Here is a 24,583-nt window from a genome sequence, read left to right as displayed (position 1 = left end):
TAAAACTATATGCTCGACTAATCGAAAAAATTTGCGGGAGGGTTTACATAGTGAATACTTTTATTGTAGTTTTAGTTATGATCACATTCTTAGCTGCCATCTTCACAGCAGGATACAACGACAAGCCAGGCGCAAATAAATAGAAAAGCGGAAGCGCCTTGATCAGCACCGACAAGTGCTGGAGGTCCTGCCGGTGAAGTCGTTCTTTGACTTCATCGGCAGGACCGAAGCAACCTCGAGGGGCTAGGCGCTGGAGCTGGACAATGTAAAAGGCTGCCCAATGCCAGGCAGCCTTTTTTTATTGACCTAAAGCAGGTCCTTTATTAAGTAGGTTAGAGTAGTTTTGCTGCCTTAGTGCTTCATATACCAGAATAGCCGCTGTATTGGATAAATTTAATGAACGGACATTTTGATTCATGGGAATCCTTAACGCGCGGTCCTTATTATTGGCAATGACATCTCTAGGAAGACCTGTCGTTTCCCGGCCAAAAATAAAATAATACTCCTTGTTCAGATCGCTGTAGTCAAAAGAGCTATGCGGGATTTCACCAAATTTGGTTAAATAAAAAAATTCACCGCCTGCATTCTTTTCAAAAAATTCATCTATTGAATCATAATAAATAATGTTCACAAACTCCCAATAATCCAAGCCTGCCCTCTTCAGCATTTTATCTTCTGTTGAAAAGCCTAATGGGCGGATTAAATGTAAACTGGTATTCGTGGCAGCGCATGTACGAGCGATATTTCCGGTGTTAGAAGGAATCTCCGGCTGGTATAGTACAACGTGGTTTGACATCAATTTCACCTCAAAAAAAATCTCTACCTGCAATTATACCACTATGTTGTTTACGGACAAGAAATCAATCCAAAATCGAAAAGAACTTATATTTTATGTTTGGCGTATAGGCTGATGAATCTTCGTAGGCCCAGTACCTCATACGGCTATTGTACGTATTGGCGTTTACCAACGGCATTCCATATGCATCCTTCCCGGTCACCATCGTATTATGATTAAACCGGCCATCCCCTTCAAAATCGTAGCAAATCACGTCCCCCAATAATAATTGATCAGGACTGCTGACCTCTCTTGCCCTTAAACCACTCTTAGAGTTCCCCAAATATAATCTTAGAGAATGGGCCATCGCCCAGCTGTAGCTATAATTATGATTTTGCATCCACCAGCCGCTTCCGCGGTTCGGATACCCTCTCATCGGGGCTCCACCGGCACGAAGACATTGTGATATATAATTGGTACAATTGTTTTCAAATTTTTTATACGCAGGATTATAACTATTCCACCAGCGTTCCGCATATTGCACTGCCTTTAAACGGTCATACTGGAAGCTTGAACGTTCCTCCAATTCTTCGGTTGGAATGGATAATTCCTGATGACCATCGCCAGTTTGAACAGGTGCGATTTCTTGATCAGAGATTACTTCTCCTTTATAAAGCTTAGCGAGCCTCATTTCTGTCTCCTCTTCTAGATAAAGCGCGTCTTTTTGTTTAATAAGATATTGAAAATGAGCCATATAATGGACAGTTTCGTAATTCCCATTTTCAATTTTTTCTATGATATTGCCCGCAGCCTTTACTTTTACAATTTCAGCCGACCGTTTGGACAAAGAAGCTAATTTTCTTTCTGCCTTTGGATATAAACTTTTCTGCTCCCTCGTATTTGAAATAAATTGATGAATTCTTTTATCAAATAATTCTTGAAGGGATTCTTGCATCTCTCTCCACTCCTTTCCATTCATACATATGTGGAAAGGACGAAATTCAATCAAAAAAAGAGCCAATCATCATGATTCGCCCTTTTTTACGTATTCAACATACGTAAACCTTTTTCGATTTCCTGCTGGACCTCTATATCTGTTTCGGTTTTCCTAGCTTTCTCAAGGGCGGTATATGCGCTCTCGCCGCCAATTTTACCAAGGGCCCATGCAGCTGTTCCCTTCATTACTGGACTTTGTTCATTCTGCAAAACCTCAACTAAATCGGGAACTGCTGTTTCATCTTTAAAATGAGCAAGGGCAATCATGGCATTACGTTGGATTGGCTTCTTCCCACGCCAAGACCCTGATAAATGGCCAAATTTATTTTTAAATTCACGATTACTCATCTTTAAAATTGGGGTTAATAATGGTTTTTCAATTTCCGGATTGGTTTCCATTTCTTCATGAAAATGAAAGTCCTTACCTTTATTTGCCGGACAGGCGGTTTGACAGGAATCACAGCCATACACCCTATTACCGATTTTCTCCCTAAATTCATCAGGTATAAGGCCCTTTGTTTGCGTTAAAAATGAAATACATTGCTGAGCATTGATCTGTCCGCCGTGTACCAATGCACCTGTAGGGCAAGCCTCAAGACATTTTGAACATGTTCCGCACTGATCTTCTATTGGAGTGTCCGGTTCAAAAGGAATACTGGTAATCATTTCACCTAGGTAAACATAAGAGCCAAATTCAGGCGTGATTACCGCACAATTCTTTCCGCTCCAACCAATCCCTGCTCTCTCTGCCACAGCTCGGTCTGAAAGTTCTCCAGTGTCAACCATTGATTTAACCCTGGCATCCGGTACCTTTTCAAGGATAAATGCTTCCAGTTTTTTTAGTCGATCACGGAGAATATGGTGATAATCCATTCCCCAAGAAGCTCTTGAAAAAATTCCTCTTCGCTCTCCCTTTTTGCTCACGAGCCTGATTTTCATTTTAGATGGATAAGCTAACGCAATCGCTATGATGGAACGCGGCTCTTCAAGGAGCAGGGAGGGATTAACGCGTTTTTCTATATCCGGTTCCTCAAAACCTGATTGGAAACCTAGCTCCTGCTGGCGTATTAATCTATTTTTCAGTTCAGTAAAGGGGGCAGCAGTAGTAAAACCAATTTTATCAATGCCAATTTCCTTACTGTATGCAATTAGTTCTTCTTTAAATTGGTTAACGTTCATTTTTAAAGCCTTCTTTCAAACGGTTTCCATCAATATGATGCGGTTAATTATTCATTACACACTTTTTTATGATAAACTATTTCCAACAAATTTTGGAGGTTAAAAAGCTTGGAAATTCAATTGTCATCAAGTCTGATTGAAAAGATTCCTAATTTTAAAGTGGGAGTTATTGAATACGAGAATATCACTGTCGGGAATTCACCGCAAATGGTTAAAGGCCGTCTTCAGTTGTTTCAAGAGTCGATCTATTTTGAGCTGGAAAATAAAAATGTGACGGATTTACCTGGAATTCAGGAATGGCGAAGTGTGTTTAAAATGACGGGAAAGGACCCGAACCGCTACCGTCACTCTGCAGAAGCACTATACCGAAGGGTTCAAAAGCAGAATTATCTTTCCCCTGTTCAAAGTGCGATTGATCTCAACAACTTTTTCTCGCTAGAATATCAAGTGCCGATTGGGATTTATGATCAAGAGAAATTAGAGGGACCAGTTACAATCCGAATTGGTGCTGCTGGGGAAGAATATCGCGGTTTAAATGGAAGAATGAACTCATTAGAGAACTTAATTGTATCGGTAGATCAACAAGGACCATTTGGCAGTCCGTTTGTAGACTCAGACCGAACACCTGTAACGGTAGAAACCAAACAGGCGGTGCAAATGATCTATATTCGGCCATCTATGGATGTAGTTAACGCGAAACAGCTAACGGAATCTTTAATGAATATGTTTATTCAAGTCCATGGCGGGGATGCTTCTTATCGCATATTAGGATGCTGATAGAGGCATTCTTTTTTTGGGCAAATAAAAAAACGTAACGCATCGTTTTTCTTTGAAACGATACACTACGTTAGTCACAATATTGGAGCGGGTGATGGGAATCGAACCCACTACATCAGCTTGGAAGGCTGAGGTTTTACCAGTAAACTACACCCGCAAATTATTATAATGTAATATTTATTTTCAACACGCATTTACATGCCTCTTCCTCTAAAAGCATATTCGAAGAAGAATGATGCGTCGAGGCAACTCGAAGCTTATTCTCAGATGCTATGCTCGTGGCTGAGGTTTTACCAGTAAACTACACCCTCAATTATTACTTGAACGCTTTAATTAACTGACTTTTATTATATTACACACTTTTCATTTTTTCGTCAAGGTTTTTTGCGAAATTTGTCGATTTTTTAACTTGATTTTTAGATTGAGTGGATTAGTAGGAGAAAAAGGGCTTTTCGGTGAATGGTAGGGCGGTGCTTTTCCCTTTTTATGATAAATAACACTCTTTGCGGGTACTTTGAATCTTTGACAGTTACCACGGCCATTCTTTTTTCTCGTTTACGGGCAATTAGAACCCTCGTCAGTGACCGCTTCCACTCTTTTTTCTCCTTTACGGGCACTTAGAACCCTTGTCAGTGACCGCTTCCACTCTTTTTTCTCCTTTACGGGCACATAGAACCCTCGTCAGTGACCGCTTCCACTCTTTTTTCTCCTTTACGGGCACATAGAACCCTCGTCAGTGACCGCTTCCACTCTTTTTTCTCCTTTACAGGCACTTAGAACCCTTATCAGTGAAGAAACCACTCTTTTTTTCATTTACAACCTATGTTCAACCCTAGATGGTAAAAGTCTATTTGAGTTCGTATTTTTCAAAATTAAAGATGCTCATTCATCCACCCAATAATATCCGCAACCACTTCATCCTTATTAATCTCATTTAATATTTCATGCCTGGCATCTTCATAAAATTTATAAGTGACATCGATAATACCGGCATTTTTAAATGCTTGATAGGTTTTTAACACACCTTTTGTATTTCCTCCAACTGGGTCCATACTTCCGGAAACCAAATAGATCGGCAACTTTTTTTGAATCAACTCAATATTAGCGATTTTATTTATCGTTTCAAGACCGCCAAGCAGATCATTAAAAAAGCCTGATGAGAAAATACCACCACAATTGGGATCTTCAATATACAAATCTACTTCTCTTTCGTCCCTGCTTAACCAATCAAATTCCGTTCGATTCGGTTGAAAGCTCTTATTGTAGTTACCAAATGTAAGATTATTTAATAGTGGACTAGGAGTCCTTCTTCCTATCTTCTTCATTTGCCTGGAAGCGATCATCCTGCCGATTTTCCCCATAATCCCCGGGTCTCCGCCTGTACCTGATAAAATCACACCTACAATCCGATCACCGTGCAATTGAATATAACGACGGGATAAGAATGATCCCATACTGTGACCAAATAGAAAAATCGGAACATCTGGATAGTCCTTTTCAATGATCGTGGTAAGGGTAAACAGATCCTCCACTACTTTTTCAAAGCCCTGTTCATCTGCAAAATAACCTGAACAGTTATTTAAACTCGCCGTTTTTCCATGGCCACGGTGATCATTACCAAAAACGACTATATTTTGAGATACGAGTTCTTCTGCAAAGGAGTGATATCGCTCGATATGCTCTGCCATACCATGGGCAATTTGGACAATTGCCCGCGGATTTTCCTCCCCATCCCATTTGCTAACATGGATCTTAATACCATCATTCGTTTCAAAGGTAAAAGCAGATTGCTTAACCATCCCAATCACTCCTTAGCATCTTGACAATTGAACTTCACTAAAAAGCATTTACTTCATGATGTACCTATAGCGTTCAGCTTGACTTACCTTATCTTCCACAGCATTTTTTATACTTTTTCCCGCTTCCGCAAGGGCATGGATTATTTCTGCCGATTTTCTCGTTTGTTTTACCTTCAGTTTGTTTGGGGCTCGTTAAAAGTTCCGGTTTCAATGAATGTTCCCTTAGCTCAATTGGTGTATAGCCTTTCAAAAACCATTGCTTCGTGTTATTCATCAAATGAACCACTTGATCCATTATCGCTTGGACCGTTTCCAAACTTTCAAATTCAAGGACACTTCCTAAATAATGCATAACCTCATTCGGGCCGTCACCAATTCGAGTCGCATAGACACACTCTTCTACAATACTATCAGCTGCCTCCCTGTCCATTTCAAAATACAGCGTAAGGAACTGGACAAACTCCAGATAGCTTTGATTCTTTTCAACAAACCCGGCTTCCCCCGCTTTGAGAAGTTGTTTTTTAGTAAAAGGAAAAAATGCCACACTTTCTCTCATCCGGTGTTCTTGCTTCACTCTTTTTGGATCATACACTCTTATATTTGAGAAGCCTTCTTCATTAAGACTAATTTCTTTATGATAGGGATTGGCATGATGAATAACGTCAAGAAATTCCCGTAAACGTAACGGTTCTTTCGTGAAGGTTTCCAGCATCTCTGATAGTTGTGCTGTACTTAATGCTCCATAATAGTAACAAAGACCGTATGTAAGTTTGATCCACTCTGTATTTCTATTTATGATAGATGTGAACTTTTTATTATCTTCAAGGGATAAAATTGGAACAATCAGTTCATCCGGCACAGCCAATATCCTTTTTCCTTGAAAGATTCCCGTAAATATCAAACCACGTGCACGAAAATATTCGATTTGATGCGGTTCTAATTCTTGGGCAATCATATGCCCGCCATTATGGGCGATTTTTGTTAATAATCTCAAACGCTCGGCATCAAATGGAAGGCAAACCTTTTCGAGCGTTTTAGGAATCATTTCTTGTAACACTGTAACAAGTTCGGCTTTTTTCAAACTGCTGACGCCTTTTAATTCTAAATTTTTTCTGATGTTATCTAACTCACTCTTTGTCATTTTACCTAGTTGTTCCTGTAAGGTTACAGGAACATTCAAATTGCCCCAATGTTTTTGATCCTGTTTTACCTCTATATCTTTGGACACTTTTTTTAATCCAGACAAAGCCTTGAGAAGGCCTTCTTCTAATTGTTTATCCATCACGTTGTTGCTCATAAAACTCCCTACTTTCTAAATCCTCTCATTTTCGCAGAATGCAAGCCCCGACCTACTATCCGTATTTCTATTATATATATAAATAATATAATGCTTTCAAAGAAATCAATTTTACAAGAAATTTGAAAGGGAGTGAAGCGGTATTGGCTAAAATGGTAATAATGTATGAGAGACCTTAAAGACCCAGAAAAATTTGATTAGTACTATAACAGAAAATGTTTTTTCTATAAACAGGATAATTTACGCTAGTATATTTCAAACTAAGTTATAAAAAGGTGGCATATATGAAATCAGATTATTTTGTGTTGTTTTTATTGTGGATAATATTTCCAATCTCAATATGGAAAGTTATCCCTCGAAATCGACTTCGCGAAGCCATTGCGACTCTTTTGTTATTTCAGATGTTAACGTGGCTGTTCAGTATTTATCTAACCTATTTCGGCTTACTTGAATCACCCGTTCGAATTTTCAAACATGCAACAAAAATAAATTTTACGATGGAATATTTAGCTTATCCTTTTTTTGCTCTTCTGTTCCAGCTAAAATTTCCAAAAAACGCACATTTTATAAGACGTGTGTTACATTATTTTTTGGGGATAAAGAATGTATAAAATCAACGGTTCAATCTTCATTTGTCTCTAACCTTTCAAAGTCAGGATGTGCCATAATCCATATCACATAACGACGACATATCCAAAGCTCAATGATAAAATTAAAAAAGCTTCTTATGAGATTCTCCATACTAATCTTCATAATGTTTGTAAATTTCCCTATCAAAAACATAAAAGTTAGCATAATGCCATGCCTGCACTTTTATTTCTGTAGCATTCATACCAAAGGATAAAGTAAGAGAGGCCAGCGTCATCTTCCTTTTTCAACAGTGTGTTACATGGTTTGCTGGAATTCTCGCTGTGGGATTCCACTTATTAGAGTACCCTGTTCGGGAACTCGCAAAAGTGAATGGCACCAGCTTTTTATATGAGTTCTTTTTATATCCCGTCGTAACCATCTTCTTTTGTCTCTTTTACCCCAAAACCAATTCATTTTGGAAAAAACCCCTATATATAAGTGCATATTCCACAGCACTAACCTTACCTGAAGTCATCATGGAAAAGTATACAAATCTGATTTCATATATTCATTGGCAATGGTATTTTACCTGGACATCCGTTTATGCTACCTTATTTTTAGCATGGATATTTTATAAATGGTATTTTAAGTTAAATAACCACTAAATATTTTGTTCTCCCCTCTTGCCCTTTAGGTGGGCTTCTGGATATTTATGTTAAAATTCAGAGAGATGTTGTTTAAATAGCAGGAAAGGTTAGTTAAATGAAAACCAGGCACATCAATCAAAAATTGATTGTATGCACCTCATTCACTCAGGAGGGGAAACCAAGTGAAGAAGTTAAAATATTGGGGAGCGACGGCGGTTATTGGGTTGTTGATTGGAACAGCATTTTGGTGGGCAACATCCAAGGTGAAAGACCTAAAGGACCCGCTGAACAAATCGGATGCATTTGTGTATAGTGATAACGGCATACTTCATTGGTTTGAACTAACTAGTAGAAGAGGGGAAGTTAAGGGGAAACTTCACCAACAGAGATTCATAGAAAAAGCTGGGAAAGCTCCTATAATGGAAGAGAAACTATTCCCCCTGACTGGGGAAACAACTGAAAAGGGGTATAAATTCAAGTTGAATAATGGCGGGGAAATTATAAGCTATGAAGCTTGGTTTTCTGGTCCACATCTTTCAGTACAAGAGCAAGGAGAAAAAGACATCACACTTTACAATCCCGTAAATCATAAAGAACTCGATGGATATATAAAAGCGCTAAAAGACTATCACGCTGAAGAGAACGAAAATAAAAGAATAAGATACTTTTTTTCCAATCTTCGTAGTGTTTACGGCTATCTTTACACCGCTCAGGACGACTCCTTCCAATTGTTCGTCAAAATAGATGAAGCCTTACTAGAAGGCGAATTGACAGGTTACCTACTCATGATGGATGACAAGGGGAAAGAATCCAGGTATGTATTAAACGGAGTAACAGATGGGCGTTTGGTGAAGTTTTTCACTACAGTAGACGGAAAAACAACCAAATTGGAAGGCAAGTTTCATGAAGGTGCCACTGGATTCGACCTGTCGTTCTGGACGACCGACCAAAAACTATCGTTTCATGCTGTAACTAAGGAAGTATTTAAACATAGTTACAAGGAATTTAAAAATTAGTAGGCATTGAGAAATAATGTTCTTCCTATAAATGTAAGAAGGGGTGTCCCAAAAGTTTGACTTTTGGGACACCTTCATCAAAACACTTAACCCAAAACAACCTTATTCCTTTCTTTTGCAATCTCCGCAGCCACATCGACGATCATATCCTCTTGACCGCCCACTACTTTTCGTTTGCCCAATTCAACTAAAATATCACGGGAATCAACGCTAAATTTAGTAGCTGCGCGTTTTGCATGAAGGGCAAAACTTGAGTACACACCTGCAAACCCGAGAGTTAAGCTATCTCTTGTAATTTCTTGCGGCACTTGCAAAATGGGTGCAACAATATCTTCCGCCAAATCCATCATTTTATATAAGTCTACCCCTGTTTTAATTCCCATTCGTTCACAAACGGCAACAAGTACCTCTGTTTGAGTATTACCGGCACCTGCTCCTAAACAGCGTACACTGCCATCAATCCGAGTCGCACCCTCTTCAATTGCCACAAGTGTGTTGGCCATGGCAAGTGACAAATTATTATGGCCGTGGAAGCCGACATGAATCCCTACCGATTGCTTAAGGGCGCGAATACGTTCACGAACCTGGTCTGGAAGCAAATAGCCTGCTGAATCAACAACATATACGGTGTCAGCTCCATAGTTTTCCATTAATTTTGCCTGCTCAACAAGTTTGTCTACTGGGGCCATGTGGTTCATCATTAAGAAACCGACTGTTTCCATTCCTAATTCTTTTGCATAGGCAATATGCTGCGGTGCCACGTCTGCTTCTGTTACATGTGTAGCAATACGGGCCATTTTTGCACCTAAATGGGCGGCTTCTTTTAATTCATGCAGTGTACCGATACCTGGTAATAGAAGAACAGCAATTTTCGACTTGTCTGCTACTGAAACCGCCGCTTCGATTAATTCCATTTCATTTGTCCGTGAAAGACCATATTGTAAGGAAGATCCAGCTAAACCGTCACCATGAGAGACTTCAATAAAAGGAACATTTGCATCATTTAATGCTTTTGTTACGCTAAGTACTTGATCTACCGTATATTGATGATTAATGGCGTGGCTTCCATCTCGCAGCCCTACTTCTGTAATGAGAATATCTCTTTCAATTGGCATGGTTTTTTTGCCCCTTTCTACAGCTTAAACTGTTTCTTTCGTTAATAATTTTTTCGCGAACGCCTCTGCAATTTTCACACCAGCTGATGTCATGATATCAAGGTTACCAGCATATACAGGCAGGTAGTCACCAGCTCCTTCTACCTCAAGGAAGATGGTTACTTTATTTCCGTCAAAAATTGGTTCGGTGCGCACGCGATAACCCGGGACATACGATTGAACAACTTTCTCCACTTCCCTGATAGAGTTCCGAATCGCTTCTTCATCCATTTTCCCTTCCTCTACAAGCGTGTAAACGGTATCACGCATGAGGATTGGCGGTTCAGCAGGGTTTAAGATAATAATCGCCTTCCCTTTTTTAGCACCGCCAACTACTTCTATCGCACGAGCGGTTGTTTCTGTAAATTCATCAATATTGGCACGAGTTCCCGGCCCCGCACTCTTACTTGCAATCGTCGCAACAATCTCAGCATATTCGACTGGCGCTACTCGGTTGACGGCATGGACCATTGGGATCGTTGCCTGACCACCGCAAGTAATCAGATTGATATTGTCCTTATCTAAATGCTCTTCAATGTTTACGGCTGCGCAGACTAAAGGTCCTATCGCCGCTGGAGTCATATCAATAACCTTTATTCCCGCTTCTTTTAACACCTTTGCATTATATAGATGGGCTTTTGCGGAAGTGGCATCGAATACAATGTCTGCTTTTAATTCCGGGTCTGCCAAAAATCCATCAATTCCTGTATCAACCCCGGCATACCCTAATTCCCTTGCACGGCGTAAACCGTCAGAGTGTGGATCAATTCCGATTACAGCAATCAGCTCTAAAAATTTAGAGCGTGCTAATTTGATCATTAAATCTGTTCCGATGTTCCCTGAGCCTAGGATCGCAACTTTTACTTTTTCCATCCTATTTTCTCCTCCTATATCAAAAAGAGTTGAGGTTGATTTCCGCTCCAATCAACCTTTCATAAAAACTATTTATAAACAATAATCTTCTAGAAAACAGCCTTTGAAATAATTAATCCAAACTAATGTAATACCTCAAATTGTTTAAAACCGGTTTTGTCTGGTAAAAAATCTAATGTTTTATGATTAAAATAATGGCACTCACCTTGATCAATGATAAAATGCAGACCATCCAACATCACTTCTGTATCATTAGGCTGAATCGAATCTTCCAGCGTTAATTTTACTTTCATGAAACAACTTTTCCGCATCTGCAGGCGGATCAATGAGTTTTCATCTGAAGAATTCAATCTATTTTGCAGTTCTATTTTTGCTGCATTCGTTACAGTAAACATATAATCACCCTTATAGAAACAACTCCGGAATCATAAAGCAAAGGGACAGTTCTTTCTGCTTCCTTAAAAAGAACAGTCCCCATGCTTCATTCCTTGCAATACATCGAAACACTGCCTAATCCTTCGAAATTGGCAATGACTGAGTCACCCGGTTTAAACGCGATTGCTTCTGACATGGCTCCGCTGAGGATGATATCTCCCTTTTTCAGTCCTCTCCCGCGGGCCCCTAATTCATTTACCGCCCAGGCGATAGCTGTTGCCGGATGCCCTAATACCGCAGCGCTCGAACCTGTTTGCGCCACTTCACCGTTTTTGGACATCACCATGCCGATGTTTCCTAAATCAATCGCCCCAGGCGCGACCCATTTACTTCCGACTACAAATTTAGCCGAAGAACAATTATCTGCAATAACATCAACTAAGGTAAAGCGAAAATCCTTATACCGGCTATCAATCACTTCCAGAGCGGGAGCAACATATTTAGTTGCCGCTAACACGTCTTCCTCAGTGATGTTTTCACCTTGTAAATCTTTATCCAGCAAAAAGGCAATTTCCGGTTCCACCTTTGGATGGATCAAGCCCGAATAGGAAATTCCCTCCCATTCAAAGCCGAGCATATCTTGATGCAGATAACCGTAAATCGCTTCATTCACGCCCATCATGACTTGTTTCGCTTTACTTGTTAATCCTAATTTCAGACCAACTGTTTTGCTTCCGGATTCCGCTAGTTTACGGGCAAGCAAGCCATCCTGCAGTTCATATGCTTCCTTTACTGTCAACTCCGGATATTCGTCCGTCACTTTAATGACTTCCCGTGCATCTCGCTCTGCCGTATATAAATACTCGATAATTTCTTTGTGTTTATCCACTAGTAGAGTCATAATTTATGCCCTCACTTTATTTAGTTTCAACCGCCAGGCTTCCACCTGCGGGTCTGCTTCAACTTGAATTTTAGAATCCAGTAAAACCAATTATTCAAAATGAACAGTCACGGATCCCAGTGCACCAAAGTCGGCCTTAATTGTGTCTCCGGCTTTAACCGGTACAGCGGCAGATAAAGCTCCTGGTAAAATGATTTCATCTTTTTTCAAGGAGATTCCGAATTCATGTAATTTGTTGGCAAGCCAGGCAATCGCATGCGCCGGATGGCCAAGTGCGGCCGCACCTGCGCCTGTTGCCACAAGCTCCTCATTCTTAAATAGAGACATGCCGGCCGCACGCAAATCCACACCATCAAGCTCGGTGAATTTGTCACCCACCACAACTTTTGCGGATGATCCATTATCTGCTACTGTATCGATTAATTTAATCTTCCAATCCTTCACACGGCTGTCAATGATTTCAATCGTCGGGACAACATATTTTGTCGCCATTATCACATCTAAAAAAGTAATATTGGGACCGGTTAAATCCTCCGCTAGCACAAAACCGATCTCTGCTTCAATCTTTGGCGAAATCAATGAATCAACCTTTACGGCTTCCCCATTTTCCACCCGCATATCATCCAGCAAATGACCGTAATCCGGTTCATTTACATTCAGCATTTTTTGCATAGCCGAACTGGTTAATCCTACCTTTTTCCCGATCACCTTTTTCCCCTGCACCAACTTTGCATTTACGGCCTCCAGCTGAATCTGATAGGCATCCTCCACCGTTAAGTCCGGATCACGGTCCGTCAAGGCAGGGACAGCCTCCCTCGTTTCCTCCGCCTTCAATAGCTCACTTGCAAAATCAATCGTTCGTACTGCCACTAGAAAAACCTCCTAAGAAACGATAAACAAAAGGTGAACAAGGCGCCTTTCGCTTATCTCCATTATTTTTTCATTGTGATGGTTTTCGCTTCCGTGTAGAAATCGAAACTGTGACGGCCGCCTTCCCGGCCGATGCCGCTCGCTTTTGCACCGCCAAATGGTGTACGCAAATCACGGACATACCAGCAATTTACCCATAATAATCCTGAGAATACTTGAGATGTCACGCGGTGGGCGCGCTTTAAATCGTTTGTCCAAACCACCCCGGCCAATCCGTAGATGGAATCATTAGCAATTTGGATCGCTTCTTCTTCTGTCTTAAATGGAATGATCACTGGGACAGGACCAAAGATTTCTTCCTGTGCAACGCGCATTTTATTATTCACATCATAAAGTACAGTCGGTTCATAGAAGTTTCCTTCTGTTAGGCCCGCAACTCTCTTACCGCCAGCCGCAAGCTTTGCACCCTCTGATAAACCGATTTGTACATACTCATCAACTGATTCTAAATGCCCCTTAGACACAAGCGCTCCCATATCTGTCGATTCATCCGTTGGATTTCCGACTTTAATTTTCTTAACTGCGGCAACGAACTTCTCTAAGAACTTGTCGTAAACACTTTCTTGAACTAGAATTCGGGAACCGGCTAAACATATTTCCCCCTGGTTGCGGAAAATCGCTTCAATTGAACCGGCAACGGCTTCGTCTAGATCAGCATCTTCAAAAACGATATTGGCCGATTTGCCACCAAGCTCAAGTGAAACAGGGATTAAATTTTCAGCTGCATTTCGCATGACGGTTTTCCCTGTATTCGATTCACCGACAAAAGAAATTCTCCGGACGGATGGATGGGATGCCATCACATTGCCGACCGTGCTCCCCGGACCGGTAATGATATTCAGGACACCTGGCGGTAATCCAGCTTCATTCGCAATTTCACCAAGTAAAACCGCGCTTAATGGTGTATAAGAAGCTGGTTTAATCACTACTGTATTTCCCGCTGCAAGTGCGGCCGACGCTTTCCAGGTCATCTGCATAAACGGCAGGTTCCACGGAATGATTAAGCTGGTGACTCCTGCAGGTGCATACTGAACATATGACATATGACCGCTCATATCAAAATGCTCGTGTACCATGTATTTCGCCATTTCGGCAAAGAAGCGGAAGTTCTGCGCGGCGCGAGGGATATCAAACCCGCGGCTTTCCTTAATCGGCTTACCGACATCCAATGTTTCAATCATGGCCAGCCGGTCGACATTTGCCATGATTAAATCCGCCATTCTGCAGAGGATCCTTGATCTTTCTTCTACAGGCATATTGCTCCAAACTCCACTTGCAAATGTGCGCTGAGCCGTTTCGATGGCAAGCTTGGCATCCTCCTGTCCGCCATTTGCCACGGAAGCATGCTTCTGATTTGTTGCTGGATTTAAAGAATCAAACGTTTCCCCCGAAAGAGCGTCCCGATATTCTCCATTGATAAACAGTTTTGCATCTTGAATGATCGTATTTTCAACAACTAATCCATTTGCCACATCTATTCCTCCTGCTCCTCAATCTCAAGAATCATTTCAATTTCAATTGCTGTATTGTTCGGTAATTGTGCAAATCCTACTGCTGAACGGCCATGCTTCCCTTTTTCTCCGAAAACCTTCATGATTAGATCGGATGCACCGTTCATGACTTTCGGATGGTCGGTAAACTCTTCCGTACTATTGACCATCCCGAGCACTTTGACGAACTGCTTTACCCTGCTTAATTCGCCAATTTCATTTTTCACAACACTTAAAAGGTTCAGCATCGATTGCTGTGCAGCTAAGTATCCTTCTTCCACTGTTAACTCTCTTCCCAGTTTGCCGTGGTATTGATCCACACCTTGACCAGCGGTGAACAGCAGATTCCCCGTTCTGACACAGCCGACATAATCTCCATGTGCAGGACGTAATGGTGGCAATTCTAGCCCTAATTCTGCCAGCTTTTCTTCCGGTGTACTCATGATTTAACCTCTTCCTTTATTTCAATATTTAGAAAGGCGAGGGCATTTCTGCCTAATATATCCTGTTTTTGCCCTTCCGTAAGCTCCACGGTTTGATCAACAACATTTCCAGGAGGAATCTCTCTTAATAAAAATGGATAATCGGATCCCATGACAATTTTTTCATGGCCAAAACGGTCGGCCAAATATTTAATGTTCAACGGATCATAATTCAATGAATCAAAATAAAAGTTCTTCGCATAATGGCTTGGCGGCTTGCTTATCACTCGTAAATGCGGCCATACCTTCCACCCTTGATCCAAGCGAGGTAAGATATAGGGGAAGGATCCTCCGCCATGAGCGAAACAAACTTTGAGACCTGGGAATTTCTCAATCACACCGCCGCAGATTAAACTAGCGGCAGCAAGAGCTGTTTCACTTGGCATGCCGACTGTGTACATGAAATTATGGCGCGGCATCCGCTCTCTGCCTAATGTTTCCCATGGGTGAACAAATAACGGCACTCCCCATTTTTCTGCCATTTCGAAGAACTTCGTAAAGTACGGATCATCCAAGTTTTTCCCATTAACATTTGTCCCAATTTCGATTCCTTTTAAGCCAAGTTCATGAATGCAGCGATCCATTTCGCGAATGGAGGCTTCCACATCCTGCATTGGCACCGTACCTAATCCGACAAAACGGTCCGGATACTTCTTCACGGTTTCCGCAATAAAGTCATTCTGGATTTTCGACATTTCTTCAGCGGCGCCGGGCTCTGCCCAATAAGAGAATGTCACAGGAATTGGTGACAATACCTGAATATCGACCCCTTCTTCATCCATATCCTTGATTCTTTTTTCAGGATCCCATACCTGATCCGTTACTTCGCGGAACACCTTCCCGGCCACCATAATATTTGCACCGCAGGAACATGTTTTCTCGAGCGTCGGCCAGCGTTCGCCTCCAAATTTTTCAACGAAGTTGGGAATGTGTTCAGGAATGATGTGTGTATGAAAATCTACTCTCATTTCCATAACCCTACTTCTTCAGACATGACATGCCCACATTTTTCACAAGTGCGAAGGTCTGGGCTGCTATTGAATTCTTGAATGGCTCCTTTAACCTGCGTTTCAATATCTGTTAATTGAACCGTTTTACGGTGCATTTCATGATCACAGTTATCACAGAACCAAACGAAGTCTTCCAGTTCCCCTTGGTCACGTTTTCGTTCAATGACTAGACCAAAGGTATCCGCAATACGGTGAGGGGAATGCGGAACATTCGCTGGCAGCATGAAAACTTCCCCCTCTTTCACTGTAACGACTTCACGTTTTCCATTGTTAATGACTTCTACAAAGCAATCGCCTTTGATTTGATAAAAGAACTCATCTGAAGGATCAACATGGAAATCGCGGCGTTTGTTCGGTCCGCCAAGAATCATACAAATAAATTCGGAGTCTTCCCAAAGCACCTTATTGTTTACCGGCGGCTTAAGCTGATCCTTATTTTCTTCAATCCAGTTTAATAAGTTAAACGCTTTCAACTTTCTCATAGTAGATTTTGTCATTTTACATTCCCTCCGATTTTTAATCTATTTTGTATAGAAAATTACCAAAGAAATCTATGAGCCTTGGAATTTACTAAGTTTCTAATCCGAGTATAATGAAAAAGCGCTTTCAAGATCATTCACTTTTTTCATATTATGAAATTAGTCAAATTTTTCGAGAAATATTTATTTTGTATTTATAACTCTTTTTTCTCCAATGCCCTAAAACAATCCTTGAAATGCTAAAAAGGCACAACTTAGTCAATGCTAGCTGTGCCTTTTTTACGATTAAACTTTCATTTATCTGATTATTCCCTTATGTCCATCCGAGTAGCGGAACTGCTTGCTCCTGCTTACCCTGTAAAATAAGCTCTCTAATTCTGGTAGAGGAAATCCTTTCTCCATCTGTGCTGCAAATAGGGTTGATTGATTGGACCGGAAAATGTTCTTTTAATAATTGAACATCTCCTGAGCGTTTATGGCCGAATCGAAAATCATCCCCGACGAAAATTTTTGCAGGGTTCAATAACGATAGCTCTTCAAGGAAATCATCTGCTGTCCGCTGAAGATATCTTTCATTAAACTGTGCAACAACGACATGCTCTACTCCTAAACTTTTTATTAGTTGAATCTTTTTCTCCGGGCTAGTCAATATTTTCGCACCTTGAAAATAAGAACGCGGGGGCGGATAAAAGGTATAAACGACACTCGGCAACCCTTCCACTTGGCTGTCTTTTACCATCTCTCGGAGGACAGACTGATGTCCGCGATGTACTCCATCGAAGGCACCTATCGCAATGACGGAACCATTTAATTTTAGCCCTTCAGTCTGATGGATTTTCAAGCAAATTCCTCCTTACCCTTGAATGTTTTAGTGTCATTTACACCTTTTGCATTTTCGCCTTATATTCCTCCGACATCAACAGGGATTCTTCCAATGCCCGTTCAACACGCGGATAGGAAGGATTGTTTCTCTTATGGACATTGTAGAACATTCCCATTTTACGGACTGGGTCACCGGAATAATAACGCTCATATTGCAGCAGTCTTTGACCAAATGCCTCCCCGCATAAATCCCAGGCTAACTTGAATAATCTCACTCTTTTTTCAGAAGTAACACCCTGACGGCCGACATAATATTTCTCCATGTCTAGAGCTAGTTCCGGATTTACAAAGTCTGCACCCGTTGGTGACATTAAGAGGCCGCCTGCACCAATCGTCTGTAATATTTCAATGGCCCTAGGATACAGTTTCGGAAGCAATCCCCTGATCGTTTCGAATGGCACAATGTTTGGTAATGCTTCTCCTTGCTCTGTAATCGTATATTCATACTCAGCAATTCGCGCCAATGCTCTGATGGTCTCGACGCCTTGAATTAGCTCAGATAATTGATTTTGAACATTTAAGAATCCGTCTACACCAATAGCATCAGCTACAGAACATGCCACATCCGTTACAAATGAAAGCTTACATAATCCTCTAACGGCAGACTGATGGGCTGGCTGTAGGTTTGCACCCGTTTTAGGATAGAGTAAATTCCCTGCCTCTACATTTTGGTTAATAAATACCCGTTCCCATGGTACAAGAACATCATGAAATACTAAAATGGCATCCATTTCTTCAAATCGTGACGCCAATGGATGATCCCAAGTCGATCGTTTCCCATCCTGAGTTTCCTCTCGGCAATAGATGCTAAGTCCAGGAGTATCAAGTGGAAGGGCAAATGAGATGGCATATTTATCATCACCTGGCTTAAAGCCGGGATAAGAGTAAACAATTACCTCATCCGTAATAGGTGCAAGTGTTGCTAACATTTTAGCACCGCGTACAATTAATCCATCTTCGGTCTCTTTTACTACACCCAAGTGAGTAAACTCATCATTTTGTTCAAATGAAGCCTTGCTGCGATCATTCTGAGGATTTACGATGGCATGTGTAAGAAACAAATCATGATCTCTTATATATCGGTAATAGTTAACAATGTTATCGCCATATTGTTCACCATACTGCCGGAAAAACCAATCGTTTGTTGCCATCGATGTTACGACAATATTTAAAAAATCTGGTGTTCTCCCCATCAAACCAAAAGTGGCCTCAGCCCACACTTCGAAAAGCTGTCTGCGAGCCTTAAGATCATCACCATTTCTTGGAATGAGGAAACCGTTATTCACCCGTTCGCCAGTCTCCTCACAAATATGTGTAATTTTATCTTGATATTCAGGGTCATGCTGCAGATCGTACAACTTGGCAATCTCCTGGATTGGCTGTTTGAATACTGGATGGTTGACCAAATCTGTGATTCTTTCACCACGAAGCCACACCTCTGGAGTACGAGATTCCAATGCATTAATATATTGTTCTCCTGTTCTAATACCCATTCTTAATTCCCTCCAAATTTTATAAGTTTCAGCTATAAAAATGACGGATTGGCCAACTTCCACCATACAGAGGAAACAGCATATTCGTAACGTTTAAATAAATGGCAACGTTTACATAACTGCCATTTATTAAACTTTCAATCCACCAATCTCTATCACTTGTTTATCACTATACAAAAAAGTTCATTACACTTCGCTTAAGTGATTTAAAATAGTGAAACATTATGAAAATTTAGGGAATTTTTTTACTCGTTAAAACGTTTAAGGAATTTTACCCTTTGATTTATTTCCTATTATCCCTTTTCAACTCAATGTAGCCTAACTCACGGGAAATCGCTTTAGCAGTATGTACAACGCTTTGGATAATGTGTGCGCGATGAAGTCCTTTCATATAGCTTATTGGACCAACTAAGTTAATCGAAGCAATGGTTTCCCCCGAATAGGAGAAAATGGGAGCAGCTATAGCATAGGTGCACGTATCATTTTCATTATCGCTTATTGCATAACCTTGTTCCCGAATCGATTTCAAATCCCTTTCAAGCAATTTGACATCCGTAATCGTGTTCAAACCTTGTCTTGTTAATCCTTTTTCGACTGTCTTTTGAAGGTATGCCTTATTGTAAGCAAGCAATGCTTTTCCTGCACTCGTACAATAGGCAGGATTTCTTGCCCCGAGATAGGTTGGCACTGAATCAATATCTTTTGAAGAAAATCTTAAAACATGGATTACATCTCCCTGATCAAACATGGAGATGTGCGCTGTCCCATTAAATCTTTCTATTAATTCCTTCACTAACGGCATTGCTTTATCATAAAAATCCTGCTGAAACATTACTTGATTATTCCACTCAAAAATCTTCCAGCCTAGTCTATACTTTTTATCTTCATCTCTTATTAAAACTCCCTCCTTGCAAAGGGTTTTAATAAGATGATGTGTAGTACTTATGCTTAATCCCAGCTTTTCTGCAATCTCCGCATTTCCAAGCACTGGATCGTCCTGAGTAAAACAATTTAAAATTTGACATGCCCTGCTAACTGAAGTAATCAAAATGACTCACGCTCCTATTTTTATTTAATCCTTCTTCAAAAAAATAAATAAGAGGAAATCTAACTATCGAAAAATTCAAAATACACGCATAATAGTACTATAAAATAGGTTAACTTCTATTAGCAACTTTTAAATTGTAAAAACCTTCTTTTATTACCTTCGCCATGCCTTTAAAAGTTTGGCTTTGTTAAAGAACAATGTTGATGTTTAAACAAAGTTGATTGGAGCGGAAGGTGCGAGACTCCTGCGGGAGCAGCGGGACAGGTGAGACCCCACAGGCGCTAAAGCGCCGAGGAGGCTCACCGCCCGCCCCGCGGAAAGCGAGCATCCTGGAGCGGAAATCAACAACCACGTTTAACACAGCCAAAAGTTTCATAAAAGAATTTCATACATTTCACAATGTTAAATGCAAAGATAAATCCCTCATAATATTCAGATTATAATAATATAAAGTCAAAATTTATTTTTAAAGGAGAAAGATACATGCAAAAAGAAATGAATCAGGATTTATTCAAACAAATTATGGGCAACTACCCGACCGGTGTAACAATCGTTACCACAACAAAGGAGGATGGGACACCAGTTGGGCTGACAGTAAATTCATTTGCTTCCGTATCGCTCGAGCCGCTAATGGTTCTTTGGTCTATTGATCACAGATCGTCCTTACTTAAGGAGTTTAAAGAAGGTGGGAAATTCACTGTTCATGTATTAGCAGAAGATCAGGTTGAACTTTGTAAAACGTTTGCGACGAAACATGATGACCGTTTCAGTACATGTGATTGGGAGATATCGAGCAACGGATTGCCTATTATTGATGGAGTGCTTGGAGTATTTGAATGTAAAACATTTAAAGACATTGAGGCGGGGGATCATACAGTTTTCATAGGGGAAGTTACTGACCTTCAAATCAATAAAGAGAAAGATCCAATGCTGTATCACCGTAGAAATTTTGGCCCTATTCCGAAAGAGTTTTATCAGCCAAAGCAAACTATGTAGATTGATAAAAAATACGCAAGCGCCTTGGTCAGTACCGACAAACATAAGCCAAGCCGGTGAGAAGGTTGTTCTTTAAACCTCTTGACGGACTGGCTTATGACCTAGAGGTGCTTGGGTGCTTGCGCTAGACCATTCTCAAAGAAAGATTCCTGCTGCTATAGAGAAATCATTCCTCCATTTCTGCTCTGTGTTTAATTGCCTTCAATTTCCTGTCCCAATCATTTGCAAGGTTTGCCATCCATTGAGCCGTCGATTCTATTGGTTGTGTGCAGACTGTATAACGCATCTCACGCCCTACACGATTACAAGTTACTAGTCTAGCCTTCTCAAGAACCCACAAATGTTTGACCACCGCTTGGCGGGATATCGTTACTTGAGTAGCTAAAGCCGTTGCAGAGGCTTCTCCATACGCTGCGAGGATATCGAGCAACTGACGACGGGTGGAATCTGCGAGTGCCGCCAAAACTTGTTCGTCTTGTTCCTTATCCAATTTCATTCCACCGTCTTCTCAGCACGTTGGCGTAAGTAATCTAGCTGCTGCTTCCATCCATCCGAATTTTCTCTAAAAAACTTCATTCGTTCATCATGTGTGGTGGTTAAATTAGCAAAACCACTTTCCACCACACGTAGCATAGTGCCTTCATCTTTAGCAGTCAAAGTAAACTCAACCAATGTGGAATTACCTTCTCTTGGCTCCTCACCAGGAAAGGAGCTTGCCCATCGACATGCTAAATAGTTTGGTGGATCCATTCTCTCAATCTCCACTGGAAAATTGCCGAACCTTGTTTCCGCAACCACACGTTTGCCATCAACATGAACAGAATTCGGACCTGGGGCATCGCCAACCCACCAGGCTGGCTCGCTAAATAACAACCAAACCTTTTCCAGTGGCGCAGCAATGAATATCTCTCGCTCAATTTGATCATTTTCCATCTCATAATTCCTCCTCAATTTAATCTGCAACCACATGGTAGCACATTTTGAATTTCCATGCAACTAATCGGTTGCACTGCTTTCGTTACTGTGCTTGGAAACAAACGGGGATACAACTTTAACTTCTCACAAAATCGTCCGCGAGTTCGTCAGAAGTTAAAGAAATTTATCGCTATTTATTTTCACCTGGAAACAAAATTGCCCATTACGAGTTCCCGTAGCCTGAAATCCTTTTCCGAAATTGACTTTAGGTCTGAAGGAAAAAGGGGCCGTCTCTATCTAGGACCGCCCCCTCATCCAAAATTATAAGTCGTTAATCACAATATAAGTAGCCTTTATCGGACCATGTACGCCGACAACCAGATTCAACTCAATATCGGCTGAATTACTTGGACCGGTAATAAAATTGATGCAGGACGCCACATGTCCGGTCTTTTGATAGATTTCCCGCATTTTTACTGCCGCCTGTGTTGCCCTTGGAACAAGAGTGCTTTTTGGAATCAGCATAATCGATGTAGCCGGTAAAAAACTAACCGTCCTACCCTTGTCCTTGTCGCTAAACAAAACCACTGTTCCAGACTCAGCAAGGGTAATTTCACTAATGGTAATGCCGACATTTGCGTTTTCTGCTTTTTGAACATTCTCCTCGCCTAATTTGTAATCCCATTCAAACACATCAATCTTCTCAGAAGGCCACTTCTCCTTCATTAAGGAATCAAGCCCCCACTTCGAGAACCGTTCGTCTTTCCACGTCACAACCGGGCCTCCGCCGTATTCAGCGACTACATCATTTACAATCCCCGGCAGCTCTATTAAATCAGTAGTAAAAATTTTCGTATGGATTTTCTTACAATGCTCCTTTAAAATCTCCAGCAGTTCATCCTGCGTTGCATCCTTAAATACTTCATATTGCGGCTGGAATTTCCAGTTCGGCTTTTCAATCGGAGCGGAAATTCGCGGCCGGTTCAGCTGACTGGCAATTTGATTTAAGAATTTATCTCGATTATGGATAGTGCCAATCATAGTTTTTTGTCTCCTTTATCGCGATTATTAAACCAATCTCTGAATCTCTCTTTATTCGGGGCAGGGAAATCTCGAATATCCGTCCAAGCTTTAAGCGGTCCCGGTCCTTTGGAGATTTTATCCCCCGAGGTAAATGGAGACATGGCGGCTGGCGCGATTTTTGAACCAAATTTATAGAGTGTTGGAGAAGCAGCCCCAAGACCGAATGCCTTCATTAATAATTTTTCTGAAACAGGTGCTTTGCCTTCTTTTTCAACAATGACTTCACGGTGTTTATGCAGCAGGTTGTGCAGAGGAATTTTCACCGGACATACTTCTGTACAGGCACCGCAAAGGGTAGAAGCATATGGAAGCTCCTTGTATTCATCATAACCACCAAGCAATGGTGTGAGTACGGCACCAATTGGTCCAGGATAAATTGAACCATAAGAGTGACCGCCAATATGACGATACACCGGACAAACATTAATGCAGGCGGCACAGCGGATACATTGTAATACCGACTGAAATTCACCACCAAGAATATTCGATCTGCCATTATCAACAATTACCAAATGGAAATCCTCAGGTCCGTCAACATTCAATTCCTCACGAGGCCCTGTCAATACAGTAATATAACTGGTTAGCTTTTGCCCAACAGCATTTCTTGTTAGCAGGCTGACGAGTACTTCCATTTCCTCAAAGGTTGGCACAATCCGCTCCATCCCCATGACGGTAATTTGCGTTTTCGGCAGCGCCGTTACTAAATCAGCATTTCCTTCGTTTGTAACTAGACTGAAGGAACCTGTTTCAGCAACCGCAAAGTTACAGCCCGTTATCCCAATATCCGCTTCCAAAAATTTCTCGCGGAGGGTGACACGTGCTTGATAGGCAAGTTCTTCAGGTTTTGATGTTTTCGTATACCCTAATTTCTTTTCAAAAACTTCGCGAATTTGTTCTTTATTTTTATGCAAGGCAGGTACAACGATATGGGACGGCGGATCATGATCGTCCAGCTGGAGAATATATTCACCAAGGTCCGTTTCAACGACCTCACAGCCTTCCTCATGCAGCAGAGCATTTAAGCTGATTTCTTCTGTTACCATCGATTTGGATTTGACAACCTTTTTTGCCTTTTTCTTCTGGACAACACTTCTAATATATTCATTTGCTTCTTCCTTAGTTTGTGCAAAAAAGACGTGCCCGCCACGTTTTGCGACATTTTCACTCAGCTGCTCCAGGTAATAATCCAAATACTCCAGAACATGCTGCCGGATTTCTTCACCGTGATTGCGCCAATCTTCCCAGTTGCTCATTTCATCAGTTGTCACTGCCCTGCGCTTCAAACCCATTCCATCCTGTGCACCGGCAACTGCACCGCGCATGAAATCATCGTGTATTCCATGGTCAACACGTTCCTTAAATTGCTCCGTGCCAATTTTCATTGCCATAGGAAATCCCCCCATTTTTTAAAAAAAT

26 protein-coding genes and 1 tRNA gene are annotated in these 24,583 nt (G+C 41.1%); 5 read left to right on the top strand and 22 right to left on the bottom strand.

Translation table 11 applies throughout. The features are described from left to right. Positions 1-298: 298 nt before the first annotated feature. From trmL to queG, 3 genes are all read right to left on the bottom strand, one after another. The gene (gene trmL, locus RCG21_RS07735) at positions 299-796 is read right to left on the bottom strand and encodes a tRNA (uridine(34)/cytosine(34)/5-carboxymethylaminomethyluridine(34)-2'-O)-methyltransferase TrmL (RefSeq protein WP_133338552.1); all 498 of its coding nucleotides are present in this window, start codon (positions 794-796) and stop codon (positions 299-301) included. A gap of 64 nt (positions 797-860) precedes the next feature. Then, a complete protein-coding gene (locus RCG21_RS07730) occupies positions 861-1,730 on the bottom strand; it encodes an amidase domain-containing protein (protein ID WP_308913041.1) in 870 nt (289 codons plus the stop codon). An 86-nt stretch (positions 1,731-1,816) separates the two neighbouring features. Further along, positions 1,817-2,950: a tRNA epoxyqueuosine(34) reductase QueG gene (gene queG / locus RCG21_RS07725; RefSeq protein WP_308913040.1), complete on the bottom strand. Its 1,134-nt coding sequence runs from the start codon at positions 2,948-2,950 to the stop codon at positions 1,817-1,819. Positions 2,951-3,058: 108 nt separating this feature from the next. Here queG and RCG21_RS07720 point away from each other — a divergent pair, with 108 nt between their 5' ends. Further along, positions 3,059-3,727 carry a B3/B4 domain-containing protein gene (locus RCG21_RS07720; protein ID WP_133338558.1) on the top strand — a complete coding sequence of 223 codons (669 nt, stop codon included), beginning with the start codon at positions 3,059-3,061 and terminating at the stop codon, positions 3,725-3,727. 83 nt (positions 3,728-3,810) lie between these two features. On the opposite strand, the gene RCG21_RS07715 is transcribed toward RCG21_RS07720, so the two are convergent. The 3 genes from RCG21_RS07715 to RCG21_RS07705 form a co-directional block, all read right to left on the bottom strand. After that, positions 3,811-3,884: transfer RNA gene (locus RCG21_RS07715), tRNA-Gly, on the bottom strand. Positions 3,885-4,599: 715 nt separating this feature from the next. After that, positions 4,600-5,526 (bottom strand): alpha/beta hydrolase, encoded by a 927-nt coding sequence (locus RCG21_RS07710; protein WP_133338560.1) that lies wholly within the window; start codon positions 5,524-5,526, stop codon positions 4,600-4,602. 88 nt (positions 5,527-5,614) lie between these two features. Continuing rightward, positions 5,615-6,823 (bottom strand): SEC-C metal-binding domain-containing protein, encoded by a 1,209-nt coding sequence (locus tag RCG21_RS07705; RefSeq protein ID WP_133338562.1) that lies wholly within the window; start codon positions 6,821-6,823, stop codon positions 5,615-5,617. 284 nt (positions 6,824-7,107) lie between these two features. Between RCG21_RS07705 and RCG21_RS33490 the strand changes: the two genes are divergently transcribed. From RCG21_RS33490 to RCG21_RS07700, 3 genes are all read left to right on the top strand, one after another. Continuing rightward, positions 7,108-7,434 (top strand): CBO0543 family protein, encoded by a 327-nt coding sequence (locus tag RCG21_RS33490; RefSeq protein ID WP_372512599.1) that lies wholly within the window; start codon positions 7,108-7,110, stop codon positions 7,432-7,434. Between the two features lie 204 nt (positions 7,435-7,638). After that, positions 7,639-8,058, top strand: coding sequence for a CBO0543 family protein (locus RCG21_RS33485; protein WP_372512750.1), 420 nt, complete (start codon positions 7,639-7,641; stop codon positions 8,056-8,058). Between the two features lie 164 nt (positions 8,059-8,222). Continuing rightward, positions 8,223-9,056, top strand: coding sequence for a hypothetical protein (locus RCG21_RS07700; RefSeq protein ID WP_133338564.1), 834 nt, complete (start codon positions 8,223-8,225; stop codon positions 9,054-9,056). 86 nt (positions 9,057-9,142) lie between these two features. On the opposite strand, the gene dmpG is transcribed toward RCG21_RS07700, so the two are convergent. The 12 genes from dmpG to RCG21_RS07640 all read right to left on the bottom strand — a co-directional run bounded on the left by dmpG (position 9,143) and on the right by RCG21_RS07640 (position 20,173). Continuing rightward, positions 9,143-10,171, bottom strand: a complete 1,029-nt coding sequence (gene dmpG / locus RCG21_RS07695) for a 4-hydroxy-2-oxovalerate aldolase (protein ID WP_133338566.1) — start codon at positions 10,169-10,171, stop codon at positions 9,143-9,145. Positions 10,172-10,195: 24 nt separating this feature from the next. Beyond that, on the bottom strand, positions 10,196-11,083 hold the full coding sequence (locus RCG21_RS07690; RefSeq protein ID WP_308913039.1) for an acetaldehyde dehydrogenase (acetylating): 888 nt from the start codon (positions 11,081-11,083) through the stop codon (positions 10,196-10,198). A 122-nt stretch (positions 11,084-11,205) separates the two neighbouring features. Beyond that, positions 11,206-11,478 carry an iron-sulfur cluster biosynthesis family protein gene (locus tag RCG21_RS07685; RefSeq protein WP_133338570.1) on the bottom strand — a complete coding sequence of 91 codons (273 nt, stop codon included), beginning with the start codon at positions 11,476-11,478 and terminating at the stop codon, positions 11,206-11,208. 86 nt (positions 11,479-11,564) lie between these two features. Further along, on the bottom strand, positions 11,565-12,359 hold the full coding sequence (locus tag RCG21_RS07680; RefSeq protein WP_133338572.1) for a 2-keto-4-pentenoate hydratase: 795 nt from the start codon (positions 12,357-12,359) through the stop codon (positions 11,565-11,567). A 90-nt stretch (positions 12,360-12,449) separates the two neighbouring features. Beyond that, complete coding sequence (locus RCG21_RS07675) at positions 12,450-13,229, bottom strand: 2-keto-4-pentenoate hydratase (protein ID WP_133338574.1); 780 nt, start codon at positions 13,227-13,229, stop codon at positions 12,450-12,452. Between the two features lie 62 nt (positions 13,230-13,291). Next, positions 13,292-14,761, bottom strand: coding sequence for an aldehyde dehydrogenase (locus tag RCG21_RS07670; RefSeq protein WP_133338576.1), 1,470 nt, complete (start codon positions 14,759-14,761; stop codon positions 13,292-13,294). A 2-nt stretch (positions 14,762-14,763) separates the two neighbouring features. Further along, positions 14,764-15,222, bottom strand: coding sequence for a RidA family protein (locus RCG21_RS07665; protein ID WP_133338578.1), 459 nt, complete (start codon positions 15,220-15,222; stop codon positions 14,764-14,766). Continuing rightward, the gene (locus RCG21_RS07660) at positions 15,219-16,235 is read right to left on the bottom strand and encodes an amidohydrolase family protein (protein ID WP_208025413.1); all 1,017 of its coding nucleotides are present in this window, start codon (positions 16,233-16,235) and stop codon (positions 15,219-15,221) included. The genes RCG21_RS07665 and RCG21_RS07660 overlap by 4 nt, the downstream gene beginning before the upstream one ends. Then, entirely contained in the window at positions 16,226-16,768 is a 543-nt protein-coding gene (locus RCG21_RS07655) for a 3-hydroxyanthranilate 3,4-dioxygenase (RefSeq protein WP_133338582.1), read from the bottom strand. Before RCG21_RS07655 ends, RCG21_RS07660 begins: the two co-directional genes overlap by 10 nt. Positions 16,769-17,063: 295 nt before the next feature. After that, complete coding sequence (locus RCG21_RS07650) at positions 17,064-17,591, bottom strand: FAD synthetase (protein WP_133338584.1); 528 nt, start codon at positions 17,589-17,591, stop codon at positions 17,064-17,066. Positions 17,592-17,628: 37 nt separating this feature from the next. Next, entirely contained in the window at positions 17,629-19,125 is a 1,497-nt protein-coding gene (locus RCG21_RS07645; protein ID WP_133338586.1) for a 4-hydroxyphenylacetate 3-hydroxylase family protein, read from the bottom strand. Positions 19,126-19,408: 283 nt separating this feature from the next. Next, complete coding sequence (locus RCG21_RS07640) at positions 19,409-20,173, bottom strand: IclR family transcriptional regulator (RefSeq protein WP_133338588.1); 765 nt, start codon at positions 20,171-20,173, stop codon at positions 19,409-19,411. Between the two features lie 483 nt (positions 20,174-20,656). Between RCG21_RS07640 and RCG21_RS07635 the strand changes: the two genes are divergently transcribed. Further along, entirely contained in the window at positions 20,657-21,169 is a 513-nt protein-coding gene (locus RCG21_RS07635) for a flavin reductase family protein (RefSeq protein WP_133338592.1), read from the top strand. A 166-nt stretch (positions 21,170-21,335) separates the two neighbouring features. On the opposite strand, the gene RCG21_RS07630 is transcribed toward RCG21_RS07635, so the two are convergent. The 4 genes from RCG21_RS07630 to RCG21_RS07615 all read right to left on the bottom strand — a co-directional run bounded on the left by RCG21_RS07630 (position 21,336) and on the right by RCG21_RS07615 (position 24,555). Beyond that, positions 21,336-21,659, bottom strand: a complete 324-nt coding sequence (locus tag RCG21_RS07630; RefSeq protein WP_208025414.1) for an ArsR/SmtB family transcription factor — start codon at positions 21,657-21,659, stop codon at positions 21,336-21,338. Between the two features lie 2 nt (positions 21,660-21,661). Further along, positions 21,662-22,102 (bottom strand): SRPBCC domain-containing protein, encoded by a 441-nt coding sequence (locus RCG21_RS07625; RefSeq protein ID WP_133338596.1) that lies wholly within the window; start codon positions 22,100-22,102, stop codon positions 21,662-21,664. 303 nt (positions 22,103-22,405) lie between these two features. After that, a complete protein-coding gene (locus RCG21_RS07620; RefSeq protein WP_133338598.1) occupies positions 22,406-23,125 on the bottom strand; it encodes a LutC/YkgG family protein in 720 nt (239 codons plus the stop codon). Next, positions 23,122-24,555 (bottom strand): LutB/LldF family L-lactate oxidation iron-sulfur protein, encoded by a 1,434-nt coding sequence (locus tag RCG21_RS07615; RefSeq protein ID WP_133338600.1) that lies wholly within the window; start codon positions 24,553-24,555, stop codon positions 23,122-23,124. Before RCG21_RS07615 ends, RCG21_RS07620 begins: the two co-directional genes overlap by 4 nt. Positions 24,556-24,583 lie beyond the last annotated feature (28 nt).

Source organism: Bacillus salipaludis (assembly GCF_030938565.1).
Taxonomy (GTDB): Bacteria; Bacillota; Bacilli; order Bacillales; family Cytobacillaceae; genus Neobacillus; species Neobacillus salipaludis_A.
Note: the sequence above shows the minus strand (reverse complement) of the source record. Positions and strands in the feature narration are given on the sequence as shown.

Coding starts and splice junctions, on each gene's coding strand:
- trmL (WP_133338552.1), bottom strand. CDS start 796: ATGTCAAACCACGTTGTACTATACCAGCCGGAGATTCCTTCTAACACC.
- RCG21_RS07730 (WP_308913041.1), bottom strand. CDS start 1,730: ATGCAAGAATCCCTTCAAGAATTATTTGATAAAAGAATTCATCAATTT.
- queG (WP_308913040.1), bottom strand. CDS start 2,950: ATGAACGTTAACCAATTTAAAGAAGAACTAATTGCATACAGTAAGGAA.
- RCG21_RS07710 (WP_133338560.1), bottom strand. CDS start 5,526: ATGGTTAAGCAATCTGCTTTTACCTTTGAAACGAATGATGGTATTAAG.
- RCG21_RS07705 (WP_133338562.1), bottom strand. CDS start 6,823: ATGAGCAACAACGTGATGGATAAACAATTAGAAGAAGGCCTTCTCAAG.
- RCG21_RS33490 (WP_372512599.1), top strand. CDS start 7,108: ATGAAATCAGATTATTTTGTGTTGTTTTTATTGTGGATAATATTTCCA.
- dmpG (WP_133338566.1), bottom strand. CDS start 10,171: ATGCCAATTGAAAGAGATATTCTCATTACAGAAGTAGGGCTGCGAGAT.
- RCG21_RS07690 (WP_308913039.1), bottom strand. CDS start 11,083: ATGGAAAAAGTAAAAGTTGCGATCCTAGGCTCAGGGAACATCGGAACA.
- RCG21_RS07685 (WP_133338570.1), bottom strand. CDS start 11,478: ATGTTTACTGTAACGAATGCAGCAAAAATAGAACTGCAAAATAGATTG.
- RCG21_RS07680 (WP_133338572.1), bottom strand. CDS start 12,359: ATGACTCTACTAGTGGATAAACACAAAGAAATTATCGAGTATTTATAT.
- RCG21_RS07665 (WP_133338578.1), bottom strand. CDS start 15,222: ATGAGTACACCGGAAGAAAAGCTGGCAGAATTAGGGCTAGAATTGCCA.
- RCG21_RS07660 (WP_208025413.1), bottom strand. CDS start 16,235: ATGGAAATGAGAGTAGATTTTCATACACACATCATTCCTGAACACATT.
- RCG21_RS07655 (WP_133338582.1), bottom strand. CDS start 16,768: ATGACAAAATCTACTATGAGAAAGTTGAAAGCGTTTAACTTATTAAAC.
- RCG21_RS07645 (WP_133338586.1), bottom strand. CDS start 19,125: ATGGGTATTAGAACAGGAGAACAATATATTAATGCATTGGAATCTCGT.
- RCG21_RS07635 (WP_133338592.1), top strand. CDS start 20,657: ATGCAAAAAGAAATGAATCAGGATTTATTCAAACAAATTATGGGCAAC.
- RCG21_RS07625 (WP_133338596.1), bottom strand. CDS start 22,102: ATGGAAAATGATCAAATTGAGCGAGAGATATTCATTGCTGCGCCACTG.
- RCG21_RS07620 (WP_133338598.1), bottom strand. CDS start 23,125: ATGATTGGCACTATCCATAATCGAGATAAATTCTTAAATCAAATTGCC.
- RCG21_RS07615 (WP_133338600.1), bottom strand. CDS start 24,555: ATGGCAATGAAAATTGGCACGGAGCAATTTAAGGAACGTGTTGACCAT.